Raw genomic sequence first — 17806 nt, 5'->3', positions numbered from 1 at the left:
TTGCGTTGGGCTGGTGATTGTATCCGGCCTGGTTGCTGACTTCATATCAAGATCGAAATTTAAGCGCAGGGCAAAACTATGAGTAACAACATGACCCGCATCACCGTTGACCAAATCAAGTCACTGGCTGAGTGGTGTGGTTTACAGGTAACAGCACCAGCAGGCATGGCCTTAAGCAAGGAACTGCAAATTAGCCAGAGTCAGCTATCAGAACTGATAAAAGCCGTTGGAAAGCGCCCCGAACTGAAAAGAATGCAGTCGCGTATAGCCAGCCTTGAAGAGTTGGCCAATACCCTGAACGAGGATAAAAACAGCCTTGCCCGCAAACTCGACTGCCTGAGCCTCGACAACGACATTCTGCGCAGCCGCGCCATGCCTGAAATGGATTCGCATACCGCTAACGTCTTCATGCGCGCCTTACGCCGTGCCAGGAGTTTGATGCGCTTACGCGCAAAGCTGACGTTTCGCAGCGAGCCGAACCTATTCCCGCTGGAAGATCGTTTCCGTAATGCACTGATTAATTCTTTAACCTCACCTGGAGCAAAACAATGAGCCAGTTAGCTGACTTTCGCAAAAAACTGAAAGACCTCGCTTCCCATATCACACCACAAGCCAGCGCATTGCTGGTTAAGTCAGCCCGTGACAACCGCCTGTCGCCTGAATTGCAGGCATGGGTTAGCACTGTCACACCCGCCAATATTGATGTGCTGCTTTCTCTGGTGGACGAACGAGAGGCGGCTTATGCGGAACTGGATCGCCAGTTGGAAGACTTTAAAAAGATGTTTTCTGATGAAACAGAAACAGGATTAACCGAAACACCAGAAGTTGCGCCTGAGAGCACCGCAGAAGACATCAAGACAAATACCGCAGAAGCGACAGAGCCAAAGAAACAAAAAGCCACCAGCAAGCGCACGTGTGCACCAGCGGGGAATAAATCGTGCCTTGCGGCTATCAGGGCCGCAGAAAGCATTACGGACCGGAAGAAAAGACGCAGAAATGAGCCTCGACGTTATTGCTTTGATCACGCAGCGGCGTGAACGCCTGCTAATGAAAATTATCACCCCTTACGTGCCCGGTTGGCCAGCAGACGATAGTGGCGTCACGTTTCGGTTTGAGGTTGGCGAACAGCTAGTTTTCGTCAACGGTAAACTAGTTGGCGCAGTAAAAGAACGCAGCGACATTCTTCAGTCACATTTTAACGAAGTGCCAAGCGCCATTTGTTCAACGCTGGAATGCTGGCGATTAGGTGACAAGGTGAAGCGGGATGCAATTGTTTAAGGCGCTGGTGGTTTCGCTGGCGTTCCTTACGTGGGGATTGCTTATTGCGCTGGCGTCTGGCGCAACGTGGGGCACGCACCAGGCCGGAATTATCGCCACTGTATCAAGCCTTCTGGCGCTCATATATGGCAGCGCCACCTACCGCAGCAGCCGGAAACGGTTAACAAAGAACACAAAATCATGGAAAAAATGACAGAAAACGGTAACGCAGCAAAATACAAAGGGCAGAATAGTTATGTTCTTCCCATTAAGACATTTGAACCAGCGCCACTCACGCTATGCATTGGTAATTGCAAAATTCGCGAAGTAAACGGCAGGCTGGAATTTGAAGGAGATATAGACGACAAAGCTAAGGATGCATTTAACTACTTCTTTGCTAATTACATGCATAAAGGTGAGGTGTATCACCTACGTAGAAAGGTAGAGCGCCTGGAGCTAAAGAAGCACAAGCTATCATCTACCACTTCAGCGGCTAGCCCAACTGTCGTGAAGCGATTTTTTGATTCTTTTAAACTTCGCCTGCAATCATTTGCGAAGCCTCAATACGTTAAAGCTAATAGCGTTACAGTTACTGGCAAACTTGCAACAACGGCGCGCATCGTGCCAACCGCACGCTATAACTATCTCGTTTGCCATCCACAGCAAGACAAACTCTTTTTGCCCGGATCGGTGTTACGGAATTTTTAGGCGAGTATATTTTTCGCGATCTGGATATCCGCAGCGCCGGTAAAACTACCAAAGAAATTGCCGAAAGCTTTCTTGAATGGACGCGCGATAAAAGCGGTTCGCTAGTGGTATGCCAGGATGGAATTGGAAGAGATATCGCGGATAAGCTGGCAGCGGGTTCTAATGGCCGTACAGTGCAGTCTGTGCGCCTTAGTGTATATATGCCAGGTGATAAGACGTTCGCCAACATGAAGGCATTAGCCTATAGCACTATTGAGGGACTACTAACTCATAGAGGAATTCACTTTCTCACGCAAAATCACCGAGAGGAAATGGATGAGTATTTTGCCAGTAACGTGGTTACGTTAACAACGGATAACCGCATTCGGTATGAGAAAAGCCGGATTGGAAATTTAACCATATTGGCTCTCACTGTCGCGGCGCATCTTCAGCGCAATCCTTCGCAGCAATAGCACAAGGCCCGCCAGCCAATATTTAGCCACCATAGGCGGTGGCTTTTGACTATGCTGCTTAAGGATAGGGAACAACGGAAATTATTGAATAACTTGCTAGGGCATTTTGTTCAGCACTGGTGCTACTGTGCCTTGCTGTATCTTACGCACGGCTTCATACACTTCTTCATTGGTCGGTTCACTGTCACTTGGCAAAATAACCTCTTCAGATCTGGTTTGGCCATTTTTCCTGTGTTGATAAGTGATTTTGTAATTAGGGGTCAGTTTGGATATCGAAAATTATTGTACGTTAAGGAGGTTATACGTTCCTTAATCTGGTAAAGATGACCATTTGAGGAAATTAATTGGGGAAAGGAAAAGCCGCACTAAATAAGCGGCGGCACACGTCATTAACGGAGTTGGTTCACATGAATGTTAGTTTCAATGCTGGTGGAAATGTTCCACCCGCCTTGAGCTATTTCATGTGAAGTCAACCCAATCAGGATCGTGATAAAGACACTTTTAAAAGCCTTCATCTGATTACCCTCGGATTAATTCGTGTGCTTTGACCAAGACCGGTATCTGTCAGAGCCGCAAGGGAGAGTAACCGCCTGTGCCACGAAAAACATTATTCCTTTCCCAAACCGATCATTAGCCCTGCGAGGCTAACTGGAAAGGTTCATTAAATTACAGCAAACATTTACCACACGTCTCAACTAAAAAATTAAGCAAATCAGCTAATAAACGTATTTACAATTGTTGCATTCTATGAAAATTAGAATTGAATGTATCCATTTCTGCCCATGATGAGTCTTAAATAGAGCTTATCCACAGACTTTATCCACAGATAATAACCAGTGGATATTTACAGGGCATTAGTAAATAGATAGGATTACCCATGAGTAACCGCCTGTGCTAACCACATTGCGCAGCGAAAGAAGTTGCAACTGCGAATTGCTTCTTCAGAGCAGGGACCTGCGAATCCTTGCTCACAAAAGAGCCGCTTAATTGCGGTTTTTTTGTGTCTGCTTCTCTTTGTTTCCCGCATTAAAAGAATACTAACACACTCGCTTTTGCGTTATGGCGCGGAAATGTAAACGAGGTTATCGGTTAACGCCCCCACCCATGAACGGAAGCTATTTGAAGGCTTATTTTAAAGCTTTGTAGCAGCTAGTTATTGCTGTGATACATCCCTAACTACATCTAGAGCAACAAAACCAAATCAACACGCAAACCTGAACCGTGACAACTTTCCCGGTGTATTTTCATAAAACGTTATACAGGATAAAAAGCCGAGAAGTGTATAAGCATAAGGCTATCTTTAGATACTAATTCATTAATTAGTATAATGATTAAATATTATTTTCATTTCCCATAACATTTATGAGATTTCTTTGTCTATCAGGTTGATAAAGGAACAAGGGTGCGATTAAAATCACCCGCAGAAAGTTATTAGACAAATAGTCATAAGTACGTTTTCAGGGGGTGAATGACCGATACGCGCCCACGCATTAACAGTGCGGAAGTGGCAGATTACATGCTAAGTATCAACCGGCCAATTTCAGCGCCTGAACTCACCACGATCCTTTCCAGGCTTTACCCGCACCTCCTTGTAGAAAACCATGACATTTATATCCGCCTAAGAGGCTTTTACGTTTCCGATCAGGCTGAGTGTGTAATGAACAATGACGTTCGCCCACGCACGTTCCATCTGAAAAGTATCAGTTGTCGCTATTTCAAGTTTCGACACGGCAGGAAGACGGATATCAGCCAGACGGCAATCGTTCGCGATCACGCAAACATGCCTAATCCCTGGAAGAAGTTGACTAAGAGGCAAAGAGATAAGGCCATGCGCGAAGTCAGAGCCTTATACCAGTCAATACAAAAAGATTTGGTTCATAAAAGAATGACGCTTACCGTTTGAAGGTGATCACGCGCTTATTCTTTTTGGAAGGAAGAGGCGTTGAAGAATCTCCATTATCTTCTACAGAATCCATTGTTGGCGCTGCCTCGCTGGTGCGTTTTGCTGGTGACTGATTTGATACAGCCGGTTCCGGTACTTCTTCAGCGATCTCGTATTTTCCGATCACCTTATCCAGAAGTGCAGCGCGCGCACTGGTAGGCGCTTTAGCCAGCAAACCATTATCATCCAGCAGTTCACGCTCAAGATCGGCAAATGTCAGAACTGCGCGTGAATGGCTTGTTACTGTTGCCGCTGGTGGAGCTTCAGGGGAATTCTGACCAGCAAAAAATTGCGCGCCGCGAAGAATCTCATTCATGCGGGCTGCACGATCTTTTGCAGCGAATTCTTCTGTATCCATTAAGCGAAACAGGTTGAGCAAGCCAGACTCTTCCAGCAGGTTGCCGTTAGCGATGACATTCATCATTAACGCCTGCCGGTCAGCAAGCACTTCTGTACCTTTAATCTTGTCCACAAAGCGCCGCCCTGATGGGCTGTGAGCGGCTACCTTGTCTAAATTAAGCTGGTGGAGATTACGTTTGCGGGCTTCAGTCATGATTAAACGCCTTGAGTCTCTTCTTCAAATTCAGCCTGTAACGCGAAGAAAGCGCCACGGCCATTAGCAGATTGTGGCTGGTAAGGGATAACCACATTGTCATGCCAGTCTGCTACAAAGTTTGGTAGGTCACGCAGCAGGCCCCCAATGTAATTTGCCGTGCCACCTACAACAATCAGGGCATCGGCATTTGCAAGTTGTGGCACGACAACTCCAAGTTTATAGCGAATTTCGCTGGCGTAGCTGGATGCGGCAGCACACATAATTTCGTCCAGTTGAATGCGTTTATGCTTCAATGCTTCTACAGGCGATCCGTAATAGCCACTACGAGCAATCGCATCAACATCATCAAGGGTCATACTACGGATAGTTTCAGCAGCAAGGGCAATTTCAGCCGCTTCAGCAGCCTCAATCATTAGCTGTTTCATCCGCGTCAAAAGACATGCGCACCCTGGTCAGTCGTTTCGCGTGCATAGGTATCCTGCGTTTCGCAATCGAGGTGAGCATAGTTAATTGTGTAGCGACCAATATCCACAATAACTACGTCTCGCACGCCATCGAGACGCGGTTCAACGTCGCCGCTTTCGGTATACAACGCAGCGTTAAAGGCGGTTACGGCTTCAGGCATAATGCGAACATCAACGATAATCGGGGATGCGATGTCCTTATTGGCATTTTTAACCGCAGTCAAAAGGGATTGGCGCTTTAACTCAATATGAGCGCGGTTTACAGCATTGTTATCATCATAAAATTGATCGGCTGGAAGCGTATCGGCGATGATCACCTTTTGTCCAGATAAGCCAAGTCCGGCAAGTGCATTGACGACCAGCACCCGACAGGCAGCACTAAGTTGATAATCTTTTGTGCGAGTATCAACTGCATTAATAGCCTTCGACTGAACGGCATAGGTGGCTTCAGAGCCATCGCTACCAATCGTTACCCATGAATTACGGGATTCAGTCTCTTTTAACACACCAGGTAAGTAACGGACGTATGAAGGTGTTAGCCGCACCTGCATTTTGCCATCCTTTTCCATGATTGTTGCCACGTTTCCAGAGCCGCAATCCATGCCGACTAAAACAGGGGCTTTATTACTCATAATCTACGTTCTCTTTTGTTGTTAGGAAAATGCACTGACAGAGTAGCGTACCGTGATCATGGCCGCAATAATACAATTGCATTTGAGGGATAAATGCGTATTAATCGCGTAAAGTGCAATCAAATAATTGCTTCTAATGAATTAGAAATCGTTTATCTCATTATTTTGTCTGGTTTAACTCACCTTGTGTAATATCTAAATTAATTAGTTCAATAGACAAATCTTACAAATGACCTGGGACGAACACAGAGCGCGATATGCTGCGTTGTGCCTTGAGCGCAAGGGTCTAACTGTGCGCGAATATGCAGAGGCGCATGGGCTGAATGCGAACACTGCGCGCGTTCAGCTAAAAGGCATAAAAGCGAAGGCGGGGAAAAGCGATCAATACAGTGATCAAAAGCGCGATCATTCGAGCGATCACACCCCTGATCAGGACAATAAAAGACAGTCAAAAAACAAAACAAACAACTCCGCAGGCCGCGCCAGCAAAGGGGCTGCGAAATTAGAGCGTGAGACGCGAGCCAATAAGGACGCGGAAAATGATCATGCGATCATCGAAACGACAAAATGATCATGCAGCCGTCGCCAGATGGCGTTGATGATTCAGACCTGATTCATATCCCGTTACCGCGAGGCGGTCGCCGGTTTGCCCGTAATAATGAATACACCATTATTCATGGTCGTTACGCACGCCCACGCATTCAGGATATGAACGATGTCCTGGCGGAAATGGAAGACCAAAATTTCTTTGATACGCTTGATGCCAGGTTAATTGCTAAAACCTATGCACATCTGAACCTGATAGAGCGCGCGCGTAATCGCTCAATGGATCGCCTTGATGAAGATGCCGAAGCATTGGAAGGCGATAAAGATGACGAGGACGGTGGCGGCGGGCTGCATCCGCACCACAAAACACTCCAGATGTTAATCAACGCCAGCGCCGGTATTAGCGAAACAGCCAAATCAATTGCGCATATGCGCACCAACATGCTCAAAACCAGCCGTGATGAAGAAGTACATAACACCAAAATGGAGGTGTTAAACACGGTTGCCCTAGCTTACGAAATGCAGAAACGAAACCCTGAATTAAGCTACGGCGAAATGGCTGCGTTTATAGAGTCGATGGGCGGCAAGGTGCCGTCTCACATCATGGCTATGGCGCGCATTGAGGCCAATAAGCCGCCTGAAGTGGACGATAACGCAGGGGAGGTTTCGGAAGAACAAATAGACGCTGAAGCGCGTAAATACCGTGAAATGCAGGCAGGGAAAGAAGATTTCCTGGCTGACCGCCGCGCGCTGGTGGCCAGCATTGTTGATGGCAACGGATATGGCGATCTCGATAGTGAAGGTCAGGGCCGTGAAGGTGAGTTTATCGGGGCTGACTTTGAAGACGACGAAGAATTTGATTTAGACGCCACCAGCGACATGTACGGCGAGGATGATGAAGATTGAGCCGTAAGAAGAAAATCCGCTCGGTGACATCTGACCCGCGCTGGCGGGAAATGGTAATCAGGTATCGCTACAATTGGGGCCTTGCCGCTGTCGAACTATTTGGCAAGATACCGAGCCACCAGCAAGACGAAATTCTCTTATCCGCACAAGAGCAGGGTAGCCGAACGTCTGTAGCCTCCGGGCACGGCACAGGCAAATCGGACATGACCAGTATCATGATCCTGTTGTTCCTTATGCTTCACAAAGATGCGCGCGCCGTTATTGTGGCCAACAAAATTCAGCAGGTTATGGATGGTGTTTTCAAGTATCTCCGTAGTAACTGGAAAGAAGCCGTCAGGCGACAGCCGTGGCTTCAGAATTACTTTGTCCTGACTGATACCACGTTCTATGAAATCACATCAAAGGGTAGCTGGACCGTAAAGGCAAAGGCTATCGCCGTGGTAACGAAGAAGCACTGGCGGGTGAGCACGCACACCATCTGCTTTACGTGGTCGATGAGGCGTCAGGCGTAGGCGATAAGGCGTTCGGCGTCATGACCGGCGCACTTACGCAGAAAGATAACCGCATGGTGTTGCTGAGCCAGCCAACACGTCCGAGCGGATTCTTTTACGACACACATCATAAGCTTGCGCGCACTAAGGACAATCCAAAAGGCCGCTGGACGGCGATCACGCTCAACTCTGAAGAATCCCCCTGGGTTGAGCCTGAATTTATCATGGACAAGCTGGCGGAGTATGGCGGACGTGATAGTCCTGAATATCAGATTAAGGTATTGGGCCGGTTCCCTGGCAATGCTCACGGCTTCCTGTTGGGCCGTGATGAATGTGAGCGAGCTATGCGCCGCAAAGTGCTTTTGCATAAGGGTTGGGGCTGGATTGCGTGCGCTGACGTGGGCAACGGTCGTGATAAATCGGTACTGAGCATTTTCCGCGTATCAGGTGATCGCCACAAGCGCCGTCTTGTGCCGTTCAAGGTGATGGAAATGACCGGCGACTGCCATCCTGTTAAGTTTGCCCACTTCATCTTTAACGAGTGTACCCACGACAAGTATCCCAACATCACTATTGGCGTGGACTCTGATGGCATAGGCGATGCCACAGTGCGCGAATTGCAAAAGCTGGGACAGGAGGTGGTACGCATCAATTGGGGCAAGGTAATGCACTCATATGAAGACAGGAAACGTTTCGCCAATCAGCGTGCGTTTGCCTCGATCATGGCGCGCGATGCCATCCGTTCCGGTCGTCTGCGTTTCGACGCCAGCGGTAAAGCAGCAGAACAGGCGTCTAAAATACCTTGCGACATTAACGAGATGGGCCAGAACGTGATAATGAAAAAGGTGATCATGCGCCAGAAGTTAAACATCAAATCACCTGACCACTTTGACACATATTGTTTTGCCTGGCTGATGCCCTACGAAGCAGCGAACGATGACAGCGGCTTTGACCGTGAAAACGTGCGAGTGGAGGCACTTAAGTATTTGGATGATTATGATGAAGCAGGCGCAGCATAGCGCCTGTATCTGGTGGGGATTTGACAGGTAAGTAAATACTTACCTAAAAAAATACTGCAAACAGGCCAGAAGTCACTTTGCTGAGCGAGATTTATCAATACTATGACCCACAAAGAGAAAGGCTAAGGCGCAAATTAGTGAGCACATAAAACCAAGAGGGCTGAGCGGACTAGCAGTGATAGAAATAGAGGCTAGAAACCAGCCAATCACAAAACCTATTATTTTAAACATACCTACATTCCTTTTGAGTAAGTGGCTACTAAAGCGCCAAATTTAGCTTCTTAAAAGCATAATTCTTAGAATTTACTGGATAGAATTAAGAGTCCATTGGCTCCGCTAACTCTGACAGCTTCATACGGCGTGTGACGCGCTTAACTGACCGGCTGTTAGGGTTTAGCGGCACTACCGTTTTACCCATTTTATTACGCTTCACATCATAGGCGCGTGTTGAGTAAATACGGCGCATAGCACGCTTGTTTTCCAGTGCTTCAGCCTTCGCCCGCGCTTTTGCTTCATTCACATCGTCTTCAAGGTAAAGCGACACGTTGTCAGCCATAACTGAGCATGGGACCGGCTTTATTTTGTCATAAATGGTGCGTGAACTATCTGCGCTCGCTTCGCCGCGATCATAGATGGCCAGCTTGTATTTAAGCGCCGGTTCCTGAATAACGCAGCCATACTGGCCAACGCGCATTAAGTCACGCTCGACAAAACCGTCAAAGATACTGGATACAGTTTTTACTTCCTCCAGTGTCGCCTTGTCTTTCAGGCTAATAGTAATGTCAATGTAACCATCCTGACGGCGAACCAGCTTTGTGCCTTCAGGGAATTTCTGAAAGCGCGATAAATCGCTCTCCAGTAGCAAAAGCTTGTCTTCAAGCGCCGCAGCGTCAGCCGGGGATGCGCCACGTATTGCCCGCTCGGTTACGTTGATTTGTTTCTGAATAAGGCCGAGTACCTTTTCCACGTACCATTTAACTGTATTTGCACCGGGATTAATGGCCACCACAACAAAATCACATTCAGGCGCAATAAACGGCACCGGGTGATACATGCTTTTAGGGATCGGGGAAACTTTCTTTTCGCGATACTCTTCCGCCAGATCATAGAAACGCTGCCACTCGCGCTGAAGGTGCTTTAACTTCTCCAGCGTCTTCACTCCACCTGATTCTGGACCGCCCACCAGCGCCACAGGGCGCGTAATGGCTTCAGGCTGTTCTGTCTCTGGATACTGTGTGAAATCGAGCAAAGTGGAAATCCATTCCTGGCGAACCTTAAGAAACGCTTTGTAAGCTAGATCAAGTTCGACGGTGTTCATGTGACTTACCTTTATTATAAAAGCGCAATTTTATTGACATACGATACTAATGTTTGTGGTTGTTAATCTAAATCACTATTAGAAAAATAGCCACATCAAATAAGGTAAGGAAACCGCAAACAGAGGTTACAAACGGGCTGTTTAAGCCCGATTTAGGGCCAATCGTTCTAATTGCAGATAATTCTTAGTGTGGATTATGTGTACCGGTTCCAATTAGCATCACTACTGTAATGCTAATTTATTGAACATTTAGAACCGATTTGAAATTGGTGGGATAGTACAGAAAATATTATTGAAACAAGCTAGTGGGAGGTCAGGCGGTGGCGACAACATCCATAATTAGATCGAGGCGTCGGACCTTTTCATTGCGGTCAGTTGTCGGGAAAATTGCATTTAGTACCGACAGTAACATTGCAGCAGCGCCAGATGATTTCAGGTTAATAAAGTGCTCTTTAGCCGCTTGTTTTACTTGGTTTTTATCAATCATTTACTACTCAGTCCACGTCCGAATGTAAGAGGCGTTGCTAATTAATTACTGGTTAGGAAAATAACCATATGCATTCTATCGAGTTTTGATCGGTTGTCTATTTAAAATCGGGTTTCAGATAAAACTTATATAATTCATCGTTTGGTTATCTTAATGGACCGTAATTAGTCTGATAGTTGCAATTGCAATGATTTCATAAGGTACATATTCAAATTGTACGGTTGTTGTCTGGCACACTATGGCCCATTTTTGACATTGGATTGCTAACCTCGCATAATCGCAGTTATGCGAAGTTAGGCGTATAATTTACAAAAGTACATAGTGATCATTTTTTGTGATCGGTCATGCCCACCAGCAACAACGGATACTAAAAAGCTGTCGCTGTTGGGTTTATCTCGGTTTAGATGACCGGTATGCAAGCTGATGATCATTTGATCATATGATCGCTTTGCTTAGTGCTGGTGGCTGAAAATGGTGATTTTGACCTGTCTCAATAGCTATTAGTGAAATGGCGCGTCTACGTGAATTCTTTAGAGCTAGTACCTTGTTGGTTTCTCAGAATTCACGTAGCGACGCCAATTGTTAAGACATAAAAATAAGCAGGAATTAATGGGCGGAATATCTAAACGCGGGAATGTACTAACGACTTTTAATAACAGTGAAGACCTGGCATTACGGCTCAGGAATTTTATTAAGGATAAAGATGCCTACTCAGAAAATACTTGGAAGCAGCTATTATCGGTCATGCGGGTGTGTAACCGATGGGCGATGGAATATGGCCGCTCGTTCTTACCTATGTCTTCGGAGGATTTGCGCGCTTATTTAATTTACCTTCAGGAGTCAGGCCGCGCTTCATCAACTATCAAACAACACGCCGCCATGATTTCTCTGTTACACCGTAACGCAGGTTATGTCGCGCCAAATACTTCCCCGGATGTAACTCGCGCTATAAAGAAAATCAACCGTACTGCGGTGATGTCTGGTGAGCGAACCGGCCAGGCGCTACCGTTCCGTAAAACGGACCTTATGAAGTTCGATGAGTTATGGGGCAGCTCTCCCCGCTTGCAGGACCTTCGCGATTTGGCTTTTCTGCATGTTTCATACAGCACCTTGATGCGTATCAGCGAGATATCGCGCATCCGTGTTAAAGACTTGTCTCGCGCTGAAGATGGCCGGTTTATTATTGATGTGAGATATACAAAAACCATCGTAAATGCCAGCGGTGTGATCAAGGCGCTTAGTGCCCGCTCCAGTAAACGGCTAACAGAATGGCTTGAGGCTGCGGCTCTGTTCGACAAGCCAGAGGCATATATATTCTGCCGGGTGCACAGAACGAACAAGCCATTGACCAGTGATGCGCATAAATTCAGTACACGCTCAATGGAAGAGATTTTTGTGCGCGCCTGGCAGTTGTCCGGGAATGATGAAACAGTCAAGACGAATAAAAACCGCTATGCCGGATGGAGTGGCCATAGTGCCCGCGTTGGCGCAGCGCAGGATATGACAAACAAAGGTTTTAGCGTGGCGGAAATCATGCAGGAAGGCACCTGGCGTAAAACCGAGACGCTGATGGGATATATACGACACGTAGAGGCCCATAAGGGCGCAATGATAAAACATATGGAAGATGAGGATTAAATCCTGTGGCTATAGATTTAAATGCAGCCTACTGCATCCCGTACCACTCATTTTATATTAGAAGCATGTCCTTTTGCTGCGAATCCGCAATTGATTCAGCACACAAAATAAACAGTTTGTTTAGTGTCTTGCCTGAAAAACCTACATTTGAAGACACATTAAAATTGTCTCACCGAGAAATATTAAACGAGATGCAAAATATCGTGATTCAAGGCGGAGCATTATCAAGATATTTTTGGCCAGTAAGGAAAGACCATTTTCCCAGAGGGGAGTTTTTGAGAAAGGCTTTAAAAATCTCTGACAGTAGTGCCCTTAAAGATCGCGGGCTGCGTAATGCTATAGAGCATTTCGATGAAAGATTAGACAACTATTTATCTAGTGGAATAAATGGCATAATTGTTCCCGAATATGTTGGCCCACGCCTGAAAGAAGGTAAAACCGCCGGACATACCTTCCGTGCTTATTTTATGGGTGATGAAATTTTCAAACTTTTAGACGAGGAATTTGAAATCCCTCCAATAGTTAATGAAATTGCCAGAATTAGTTTATCGTTAAGCGAGATTGATAAGAGCGGTAGCACGTTTAAAATTCGTTAATTACCTATAAGGCTTGCGCGTAAGAGGCTAACAAATTTGACCACCAGAGAGCAGGCTATTGAATACCTATATCAGCATTTTTCCACGGCTTCCGGTTGCAGATGGCCAATAAAATTAGAAGGGCTGGAACTTCATTCTAAAACTGGTGGCACATGGTATCGCTATAACCCTAAAGGCTTTCCCGCGCCGTCCGGTTGGAGCTGGTGGCCTTCAGAATTGGTAGGTGAGAAAGGTGCTTTTGTTCTGGCCCCTACAACCGGCTAGCCATATGGTGATAGGGGCAGACATCCACAAGTTATTAAGCGTGATGATGTACCATTATGGAAACCGCATGGTTGGATACCTGTCGTTACGCAAGCTAACGATGTAAGCCAGCCGTTATTTATCCTACATAGTGGACATATTAGTGCCTGGCGCCAGTTGCGAGCAAAAATTTAAAAGCATTGCGTAGAGTGACCGTTCGTAATGGTCAATCCCACTTTCGAAACTATGTACTTGGTAATTTTGGCTGGAAATGTGCCGTTACCGACTTAACTACTTCCGTTGAGGCCGCTCATATCACAGCCTTTTCTAAAGGCGGAGGTATGACTCCGGGTAATGGAGTGGCTTTAGTGTCTTGGTTGCATAAAGCCTATGACGCTCACGCCTTTTGCATTCATCCTTTAACGCTGACCGTCCACGTTCGCAAGATCTGCGTCAGTTTCTGAATATTCATGGTTTGGTTATAGCAAACCCAAAGATTTGGGCAATTAACACTACCGCATTGTCTGAAAGATGGGCTGCATTTGCTGCTTATAATGAGTAGGGTCACACGCCCTAAATTTAGGGCTATTTTTCTAATAGATGATTTATTTGCTATGCTACCGCAGCACTTAACGGGGGAAGCATGGCTAAAATTTTTTCAAGCAAGACATTCACTATAAACGGCAGCAAAGTTTCACTTGCCGCTGGTATGAAGCATGACTCCCCCATCGTTGTGTTAGGCGTGCAACTGTCCACCAGCGGCCCCGGCTCTGATGCGCTTAGCTTTATCGCAATAGATTACCCGATGCGGTCCATCGAGCGTGCGCAAGCGTTCGTTGCAGAAGCGGATGAAGCAGTGGCCATACGCGGCAAATCAGAAGTTGAATCTAAGTTTGGCGACGTAATCAGCCGGATCACTATGGCTTTTGGTGACAATGCCGCCACTCCAGCGCCAGTTAAACGAATAAATCCATTTGAGGCACGATAATGAAGTACATCATCAATGAAGCACTGAGCATTACCCTTAACAAGAAAGGTCAGGCAACCATTCACGATACGGCCTGCCTGCTGGCTGCGATTGCTGGCTTGCGCCATGATCCCGATGCAAGCCAGGGCGCAGCAAATATTTTTGTTGGTGAGGATGGCACTCATTATTGGATTCCTAAACCTGTTGCTGCTGGCATCACACCGGATTACTCAGAGTTTGCCAATATGATGCAACTGGCTCCGCATAAAAACCCTGCATTCTGTCATGTGCTTATGCGCAAACTTGGCCTGATCGTTAGCCCTGTATTACTGGACGGTGGCCATCTTGCTGGTCAATGGCGCGTTGAGTATGTAACGTTTTATGGCGTAACTGATTTTAAAAACAACGGCTGGACATTTGGTGAAAATGAACCAGTAAGTGAAACCTCACAAAATCTGTTTGAGGCAATTTGCCGCACTGCTATTCGCGTAGCTGGTGTTGGCCGCAAAGCGTATCTGCTGCGTGAGTCGAAAGATTCAAATGACGCTAAGTTAATTTATCTTAGCGACTGGTGCATTGACTGGATTGCGCAAAACACCACTGATGCCGAGCGCCTGCAACCTGTTCCAGCACTGGATGCGTATGCTGTCTGCGGCATTTCAGAAGAAGACGCTAAACGTATCCTTGAAAATGCCATCGCAGAATCTAAAGCTAATGCTGAAGCTGCGCCTGCTCCAGTACCATCAGCCGAATCATCGGCACCAACTACTAATGAGCCAGCGCCTGAAGGATCAGCACCGGCTACCGCCCCTATTGAATAAGTAACGCGCACCTACTTACATAGGGTGAATGGCTATCGCCCTATTTTACTAATTAGTGAATTATTAACTGTATATTTAACGGGTACACAATGAACGGACGTACACCTACCGCTGCTGAGCGGCACTTTATGGATAAGATGGGCAAACTCCCTTGTATTGCCTGCCTTCTAAATGGAAAGCAAACCCTTGAGATTAGTCTGCATCACATTGAAGGGCGAACAAAAGAAGGCGCGCACTTTTTGATTCTCCCTCTGTGTGTTTATCACCACCAGCACGCCGCACCGCTGGCAGTTCGCACCTGTTATCCGTGGCTGGTTCCGGTCCATGCCTGCGGGAATGTTGGAGGCAGAGTAGCTTTTGAAAAACACAACAACACGCAAGGATTTCTCCTAGAACTTTGCCATGCGCTAATTCAGCGCATGGCAAATGGACTTGTGTTAGGCTGATTACTCTTTAGGATCAGCATAAAGACTTGAGGGTTCGGGATCATTCGTCTGATGAGTTACTTCTAATAAATCCTCAGCCAAATTTATCTCATTACCTACAGGGGGATTGAAAAAATATAAGTCACCAATTACGTTGCTTGAACCAACAATTGCTAAGGTAATGTCTTCAAAATTAGATGTCATATCTTGGGATGCTATTTTATAAATCTCCGCTCCAGCCCTAGTAAGTTGATATACGCGTGTTTCTGGAATATCACCGGTCATGTTATCAGCGCGAATTAAAAATTCACCAGTATTTATTACATGGCCGCTTATAAGTCTTCCATCTTCAGTTATTAACTTAGAATCATTCCAATGCTGGTGGTATGGCGTATCGCGATGGCTTATTAAACCAGCCTCACTCAGTATTATATAATTATCATTTTCAACTACAATGGCTTCAGGTATAGACCAGCCGTCTAGAATAAATGGGCAGATCGTTACAAACAAATCAACTTCTTCTCTAGAAAGATTCTTTAATACGTCAAGTGTCCTTAGTGATATTGAGTCTGGGTGCCTTACCTCTTCAGCTAATAAATGCCCCCAAATCAACCTTAAATCTTCACTTTCAATCAGTTTAGCTTCATCTCTCCACCTATTGATAAACTCATTAGAGACTGGCTTGGTTGAGGTTGTTCCTTTTGCTTCCAGCGCATTAACAGCCGGTACAAAGCATCCTAGGAGATTAGTCGTTTCATCTATATCAGCTTTAGAGCTAAGCGAATCTAATAAAATTACAGCTTTCGTTTCGGGATTATATACAGCCTTTCCACTTTCAATGAGCTTTTCGGCCACTCCGAGTTGGGCGTTAAATAATCTTTCCTCTGCTTTAGATTGCGTTTCTATTCTTAAAATGTCTGCATTAATTTCCGCTTGCTTTTTGCCAAATATTTTAACCCATATCCTGTCTATACCATTGGGCATGCTTTCATTTAATAACTTGCTGATTTCTGCTTTAAACGGGAATCCTTCTAACATCGTTTTATACCTCCATTTATATCTATATTTTTATTTGGTTTTCAATTTTATAACATTTTTTAACGATCTCTGCCGGTCACTGATTATAACTTAAGCATATATTGTATGAATAAGCCATTTGGGAAAATATAATTGACATATATCTGACTATTTATCTAATATGTTTTTGCTGCGGCGGTTTTGGTTGGGGTGTTGCTTTCGACGGCAACAAATTTACTTCTTGTACAATTTTCAGCGCGACAGCCGAAATCACCACAGCAACGAAAAAACCGCCTTTATTGGCGGTTTTTTCTCTTCTGAAGGTGTATCTCTATGGTTCAAAAAATTCTCGTCGCCTCGCTATCGCAGAGCAAGCCTATGCTACTGGAATCTGTGTATACCGATGGCATTCTGGTTATGGGTGATGCTATCACCCTGAAGCCTTCCCGTGATTCTCTTATTGCTGAAATGATTCCCCGTCTTATCAACCGTCGCGCCAGAGGCTTTAAAGTGCTGGTGGATGAAGTATCAGGCGACTTTTGCAGGATGTCAGGGGCAAGCAAAGTAAGGTTGAACGATCAGCACTTTGATGATCGCCCTGTCCTGTCCGTTGCGCTCGACCGCTATCAGGAATTGCGTCGCTTAAAATCAATCATTACGCCTCAATCCGGTACAGGATTCGACATTCCTGCCAGCCTCATCGATACCACCAGTAACGCCAAAGGCGAGACTGTTTACAACATCAATTGGGCTGAAATCACCGCCAGCCACGTTCTTACCATCCTGAGCGTTTACGCCACGTTGTATAACCGCCCCGGTTCGGCTGATTACATATCGCAAGTTACCGCAACTATGGCCATTCCTGAACCGCGTAAGGCTGGAGGCGACTGGCTGACCGAGCACCAGAATGGCAAAGAGAAACCAAAGCCAACGCTGGCAGGTAAAACCATTGATGAGGACACGATCATCTTATGAGTGATTACAGTCGCCTTGATGACCGCTATATCGACGATCCGGTAATCCGTTCATTCATGCACAACGAGGTAGTGGCTAAATCCACCAGCCAAGATAGTGACCTTTATGGCTATGACATTAAGCCAGAAGAAGAGTATCGCCCCGATCTCGTGGCACACCGTGTATGGGGTACAGATGAACTTCGCTGGGCCGTGCGAACGATTGCAGGTACTGAGGCCGAATGGGACCCCTTACCGGTTGGCGAAACACTGTATATGCCGCCGCTTGCCTGGCTACGTGACCGCATCCGCCATTTTGCGAATGACGGTGAAGTATCCGACACAGTAGACACGGATTAACAGGGTAC

25 protein-coding genes are annotated in these 17806 nt (G+C 46.2%); 19 read left to right on the top strand and 6 right to left on the bottom strand.

Annotated elements, in window-relative coordinates; translation table 11 throughout:
- Positions 1–78: 78 nt before the first annotated feature.
- From O3W44_RS22505 to O3W44_RS22475, 7 genes are all read left to right on the top strand, one after another.
- Entirely contained in the window at positions 79–552 is a 474-nt protein-coding gene (locus O3W44_RS22505) for a hypothetical protein (protein ID WP_269294847.1), read from the top strand.
- Positions 549–1037 carry a hypothetical protein gene (locus O3W44_RS22500; RefSeq protein ID WP_269294846.1) on the top strand — a complete coding sequence of 163 codons (489 nt, stop codon included), beginning with the start codon at positions 549–551 and terminating at the stop codon, positions 1035–1037. Before O3W44_RS22505 ends, O3W44_RS22500 begins: the two co-directional genes overlap by 4 nt.
- A gap of 10 nt (positions 1038–1047) precedes the next feature.
- Positions 1048–1278: a hypothetical protein gene (locus O3W44_RS22495; protein WP_269294845.1), complete on the top strand. Its 231-nt coding sequence runs from the start codon at positions 1048–1050 to the stop codon at positions 1276–1278.
- Positions 1265–1471: a hypothetical protein gene (locus tag O3W44_RS22490; RefSeq protein WP_269294844.1), complete on the top strand. Its 207-nt coding sequence runs from the start codon at positions 1265–1267 to the stop codon at positions 1469–1471. The genes O3W44_RS22495 and O3W44_RS22490 overlap by 14 nt, the downstream gene beginning before the upstream one ends.
- A complete protein-coding gene (locus O3W44_RS22485) occupies positions 1459–1965 on the top strand; it encodes a hypothetical protein (protein ID WP_269294843.1) in 507 nt (168 codons plus the stop codon). Before O3W44_RS22490 ends, O3W44_RS22485 begins: the two co-directional genes overlap by 13 nt.
- Positions 1908–2417, top strand: a complete 510-nt coding sequence (locus O3W44_RS22480) for a hypothetical protein (RefSeq protein WP_269294842.1) — start codon at positions 1908–1910, stop codon at positions 2415–2417. The genes O3W44_RS22485 and O3W44_RS22480 overlap by 58 nt, the downstream gene beginning before the upstream one ends.
- 1468 nt (positions 2418–3885) lie before the next feature.
- Positions 3886–4320: a hypothetical protein gene (locus O3W44_RS22475; RefSeq protein WP_269294841.1), complete on the top strand. Its 435-nt coding sequence runs from the start codon at positions 3886–3888 to the stop codon at positions 4318–4320.
- Here the strand turns inward: O3W44_RS22475 and O3W44_RS22470 are convergent.
- Genes O3W44_RS22470 through parM form a run of 3 tightly spaced genes read right to left on the bottom strand, consistent with a single transcriptional unit; the run spans position 4310 to position 6011 of the window.
- Complete coding sequence (locus tag O3W44_RS22470; RefSeq protein WP_269294840.1) at positions 4310–4912, bottom strand: hypothetical protein; 603 nt, start codon at positions 4910–4912, stop codon at positions 4310–4312. The genes O3W44_RS22475 and O3W44_RS22470 overlap by 11 nt on opposite strands.
- Before the next feature lie 2 nt (positions 4913–4914).
- Complete coding sequence (locus O3W44_RS22465) at positions 4915–5328, bottom strand: hypothetical protein (RefSeq protein ID WP_269294938.1); 414 nt, start codon at positions 5326–5328, stop codon at positions 4915–4917.
- Between the two features lie 17 nt (positions 5329–5345).
- Positions 5346–6011, bottom strand: a complete 666-nt coding sequence (gene parM, locus O3W44_RS22460; RefSeq protein WP_269294937.1) for a plasmid segregation protein ParM domain-containing protein — start codon at positions 6009–6011, stop codon at positions 5346–5348.
- A 292-nt stretch (positions 6012–6303) separates the two neighbouring features.
- On the opposite strand from parM, the gene O3W44_RS22455 reads away from it, so the two are divergent.
- From O3W44_RS22455 to O3W44_RS22440, 4 genes are read left to right on the top strand one after another with little or no spacing between them, the layout of a single operon-like run.
- Positions 6304–6582 carry a hypothetical protein gene (locus O3W44_RS22455; RefSeq protein WP_269294936.1) on the top strand — a complete coding sequence of 93 codons (279 nt, stop codon included), beginning with the start codon at positions 6304–6306 and terminating at the stop codon, positions 6580–6582.
- The gene (locus tag O3W44_RS22450) at positions 6579–7463 is read left to right on the top strand and encodes a hypothetical protein (protein ID WP_269294935.1); all 885 of its coding nucleotides are present in this window, start codon (positions 6579–6581) and stop codon (positions 7461–7463) included. Before O3W44_RS22455 ends, O3W44_RS22450 begins: the two co-directional genes overlap by 4 nt.
- On the top strand, positions 7460–7975 hold the full coding sequence (locus O3W44_RS22445) for a hypothetical protein (protein ID WP_269294934.1): 516 nt from the start codon (positions 7460–7462) through the stop codon (positions 7973–7975). Before O3W44_RS22450 ends, O3W44_RS22445 begins: the two co-directional genes overlap by 4 nt.
- 20 nt (positions 7976–7995) lie before the next feature.
- Positions 7996–8973, top strand: coding sequence for a hypothetical protein (locus O3W44_RS22440; RefSeq protein ID WP_269294933.1), 978 nt, complete (start codon positions 7996–7998; stop codon positions 8971–8973).
- 316 nt (positions 8974–9289) lie between these two features.
- On the opposite strand, the gene O3W44_RS22435 is transcribed toward O3W44_RS22440, so the two are convergent.
- Both O3W44_RS22435 and O3W44_RS22430 read right to left on the bottom strand, forming a co-directional pair.
- A complete protein-coding gene (locus tag O3W44_RS22435; RefSeq protein ID WP_269294932.1) occupies positions 9290–10291 on the bottom strand; it encodes a hypothetical protein in 1002 nt (333 codons plus the stop codon).
- 313 nt (positions 10292–10604) lie between these two features.
- Complete coding sequence (locus tag O3W44_RS22430; RefSeq protein ID WP_269294832.1) at positions 10605–10778, bottom strand: hypothetical protein; 174 nt, start codon at positions 10776–10778, stop codon at positions 10605–10607.
- Positions 10779–11387: 609 nt separating this feature from the next.
- Here O3W44_RS22430 and O3W44_RS22425 point away from each other — a divergent pair.
- The 6 genes from O3W44_RS22425 to O3W44_RS22405 all read left to right on the top strand — a co-directional run bounded on the left by O3W44_RS22425 (position 11388) and on the right by O3W44_RS22405 (position 15489).
- Positions 11388–12416, top strand: coding sequence for a tyrosine-type recombinase/integrase (locus tag O3W44_RS22425; protein ID WP_269294831.1), 1029 nt, complete (start codon positions 11388–11390; stop codon positions 12414–12416).
- Positions 12417–12421: 5 nt separating this feature from the next.
- The gene (locus O3W44_RS22420; RefSeq protein ID WP_269294830.1) at positions 12422–13012 is read left to right on the top strand and encodes a hypothetical protein; all 591 of its coding nucleotides are present in this window, start codon (positions 12422–12424) and stop codon (positions 13010–13012) included.
- 452 nt (positions 13013–13464) lie between these two features.
- On the top strand, positions 13465–13719 hold the full coding sequence (locus tag O3W44_RS25155; RefSeq protein ID WP_442954687.1) for an HNH endonuclease: 255 nt from the start codon (positions 13465–13467) through the stop codon (positions 13717–13719).
- A 179-nt stretch (positions 13720–13898) separates the two neighbouring features.
- Positions 13899–14243 (top strand): hypothetical protein, encoded by a 345-nt coding sequence (locus tag O3W44_RS22415; protein ID WP_269294931.1) that lies wholly within the window; start codon positions 13899–13901, stop codon positions 14241–14243.
- The gene (locus tag O3W44_RS22410; protein WP_269294828.1) at positions 14243–15043 is read left to right on the top strand and encodes a hypothetical protein; all 801 of its coding nucleotides are present in this window, start codon (positions 14243–14245) and stop codon (positions 15041–15043) included. Before O3W44_RS22415 ends, O3W44_RS22410 begins: the two co-directional genes overlap by 1 nt.
- A gap of 89 nt (positions 15044–15132) precedes the next feature.
- Positions 15133–15489, top strand: a complete 357-nt coding sequence (locus O3W44_RS22405) for a Ref family recombination enhancement nuclease (protein ID WP_269294930.1) — start codon at positions 15133–15135, stop codon at positions 15487–15489.
- Here the strand turns inward: O3W44_RS22405 and O3W44_RS22400 are convergent, their stop codons facing one another.
- Positions 15490–16506 carry a DUF2806 domain-containing protein gene (locus O3W44_RS22400; protein WP_269294826.1) on the bottom strand — a complete coding sequence of 339 codons (1017 nt, stop codon included), beginning with the start codon at positions 16504–16506 and terminating at the stop codon, positions 15490–15492. It abuts the gene before it with no gap.
- 312 nt (positions 16507–16818) lie between these two features.
- On the opposite strand from O3W44_RS22400, the gene O3W44_RS22395 reads away from it, so the two are divergent.
- Together O3W44_RS22395 and O3W44_RS22390 are read left to right on the top strand one after the other, a co-directional pair.
- A complete protein-coding gene (locus O3W44_RS22395) occupies positions 16819–17460 on the top strand; it encodes a maturation control protein (protein WP_269294825.1) in 642 nt (213 codons plus the stop codon).
- Positions 17457–17798 carry a baseplate protein gene (locus O3W44_RS22390; protein WP_269294824.1) on the top strand — a complete coding sequence of 114 codons (342 nt, stop codon included), beginning with the start codon at positions 17457–17459 and terminating at the stop codon, positions 17796–17798. Before O3W44_RS22395 ends, O3W44_RS22390 begins: the two co-directional genes overlap by 4 nt.
- Positions 17799–17806 lie beyond the last annotated feature (8 nt).

Origin of the sequence: Pantoea sp. LMR881, assembly GCF_027157825.1 — a bacterium.
In the GTDB taxonomy this organism is placed as follows: Bacteria; Pseudomonadota; Gammaproteobacteria; order Enterobacterales; family Enterobacteriaceae; genus Pantoea; species Pantoea haifensis.
Note: the sequence above shows the minus strand (reverse complement) of the source record. Positions and strands in the feature narration are given on the sequence as shown.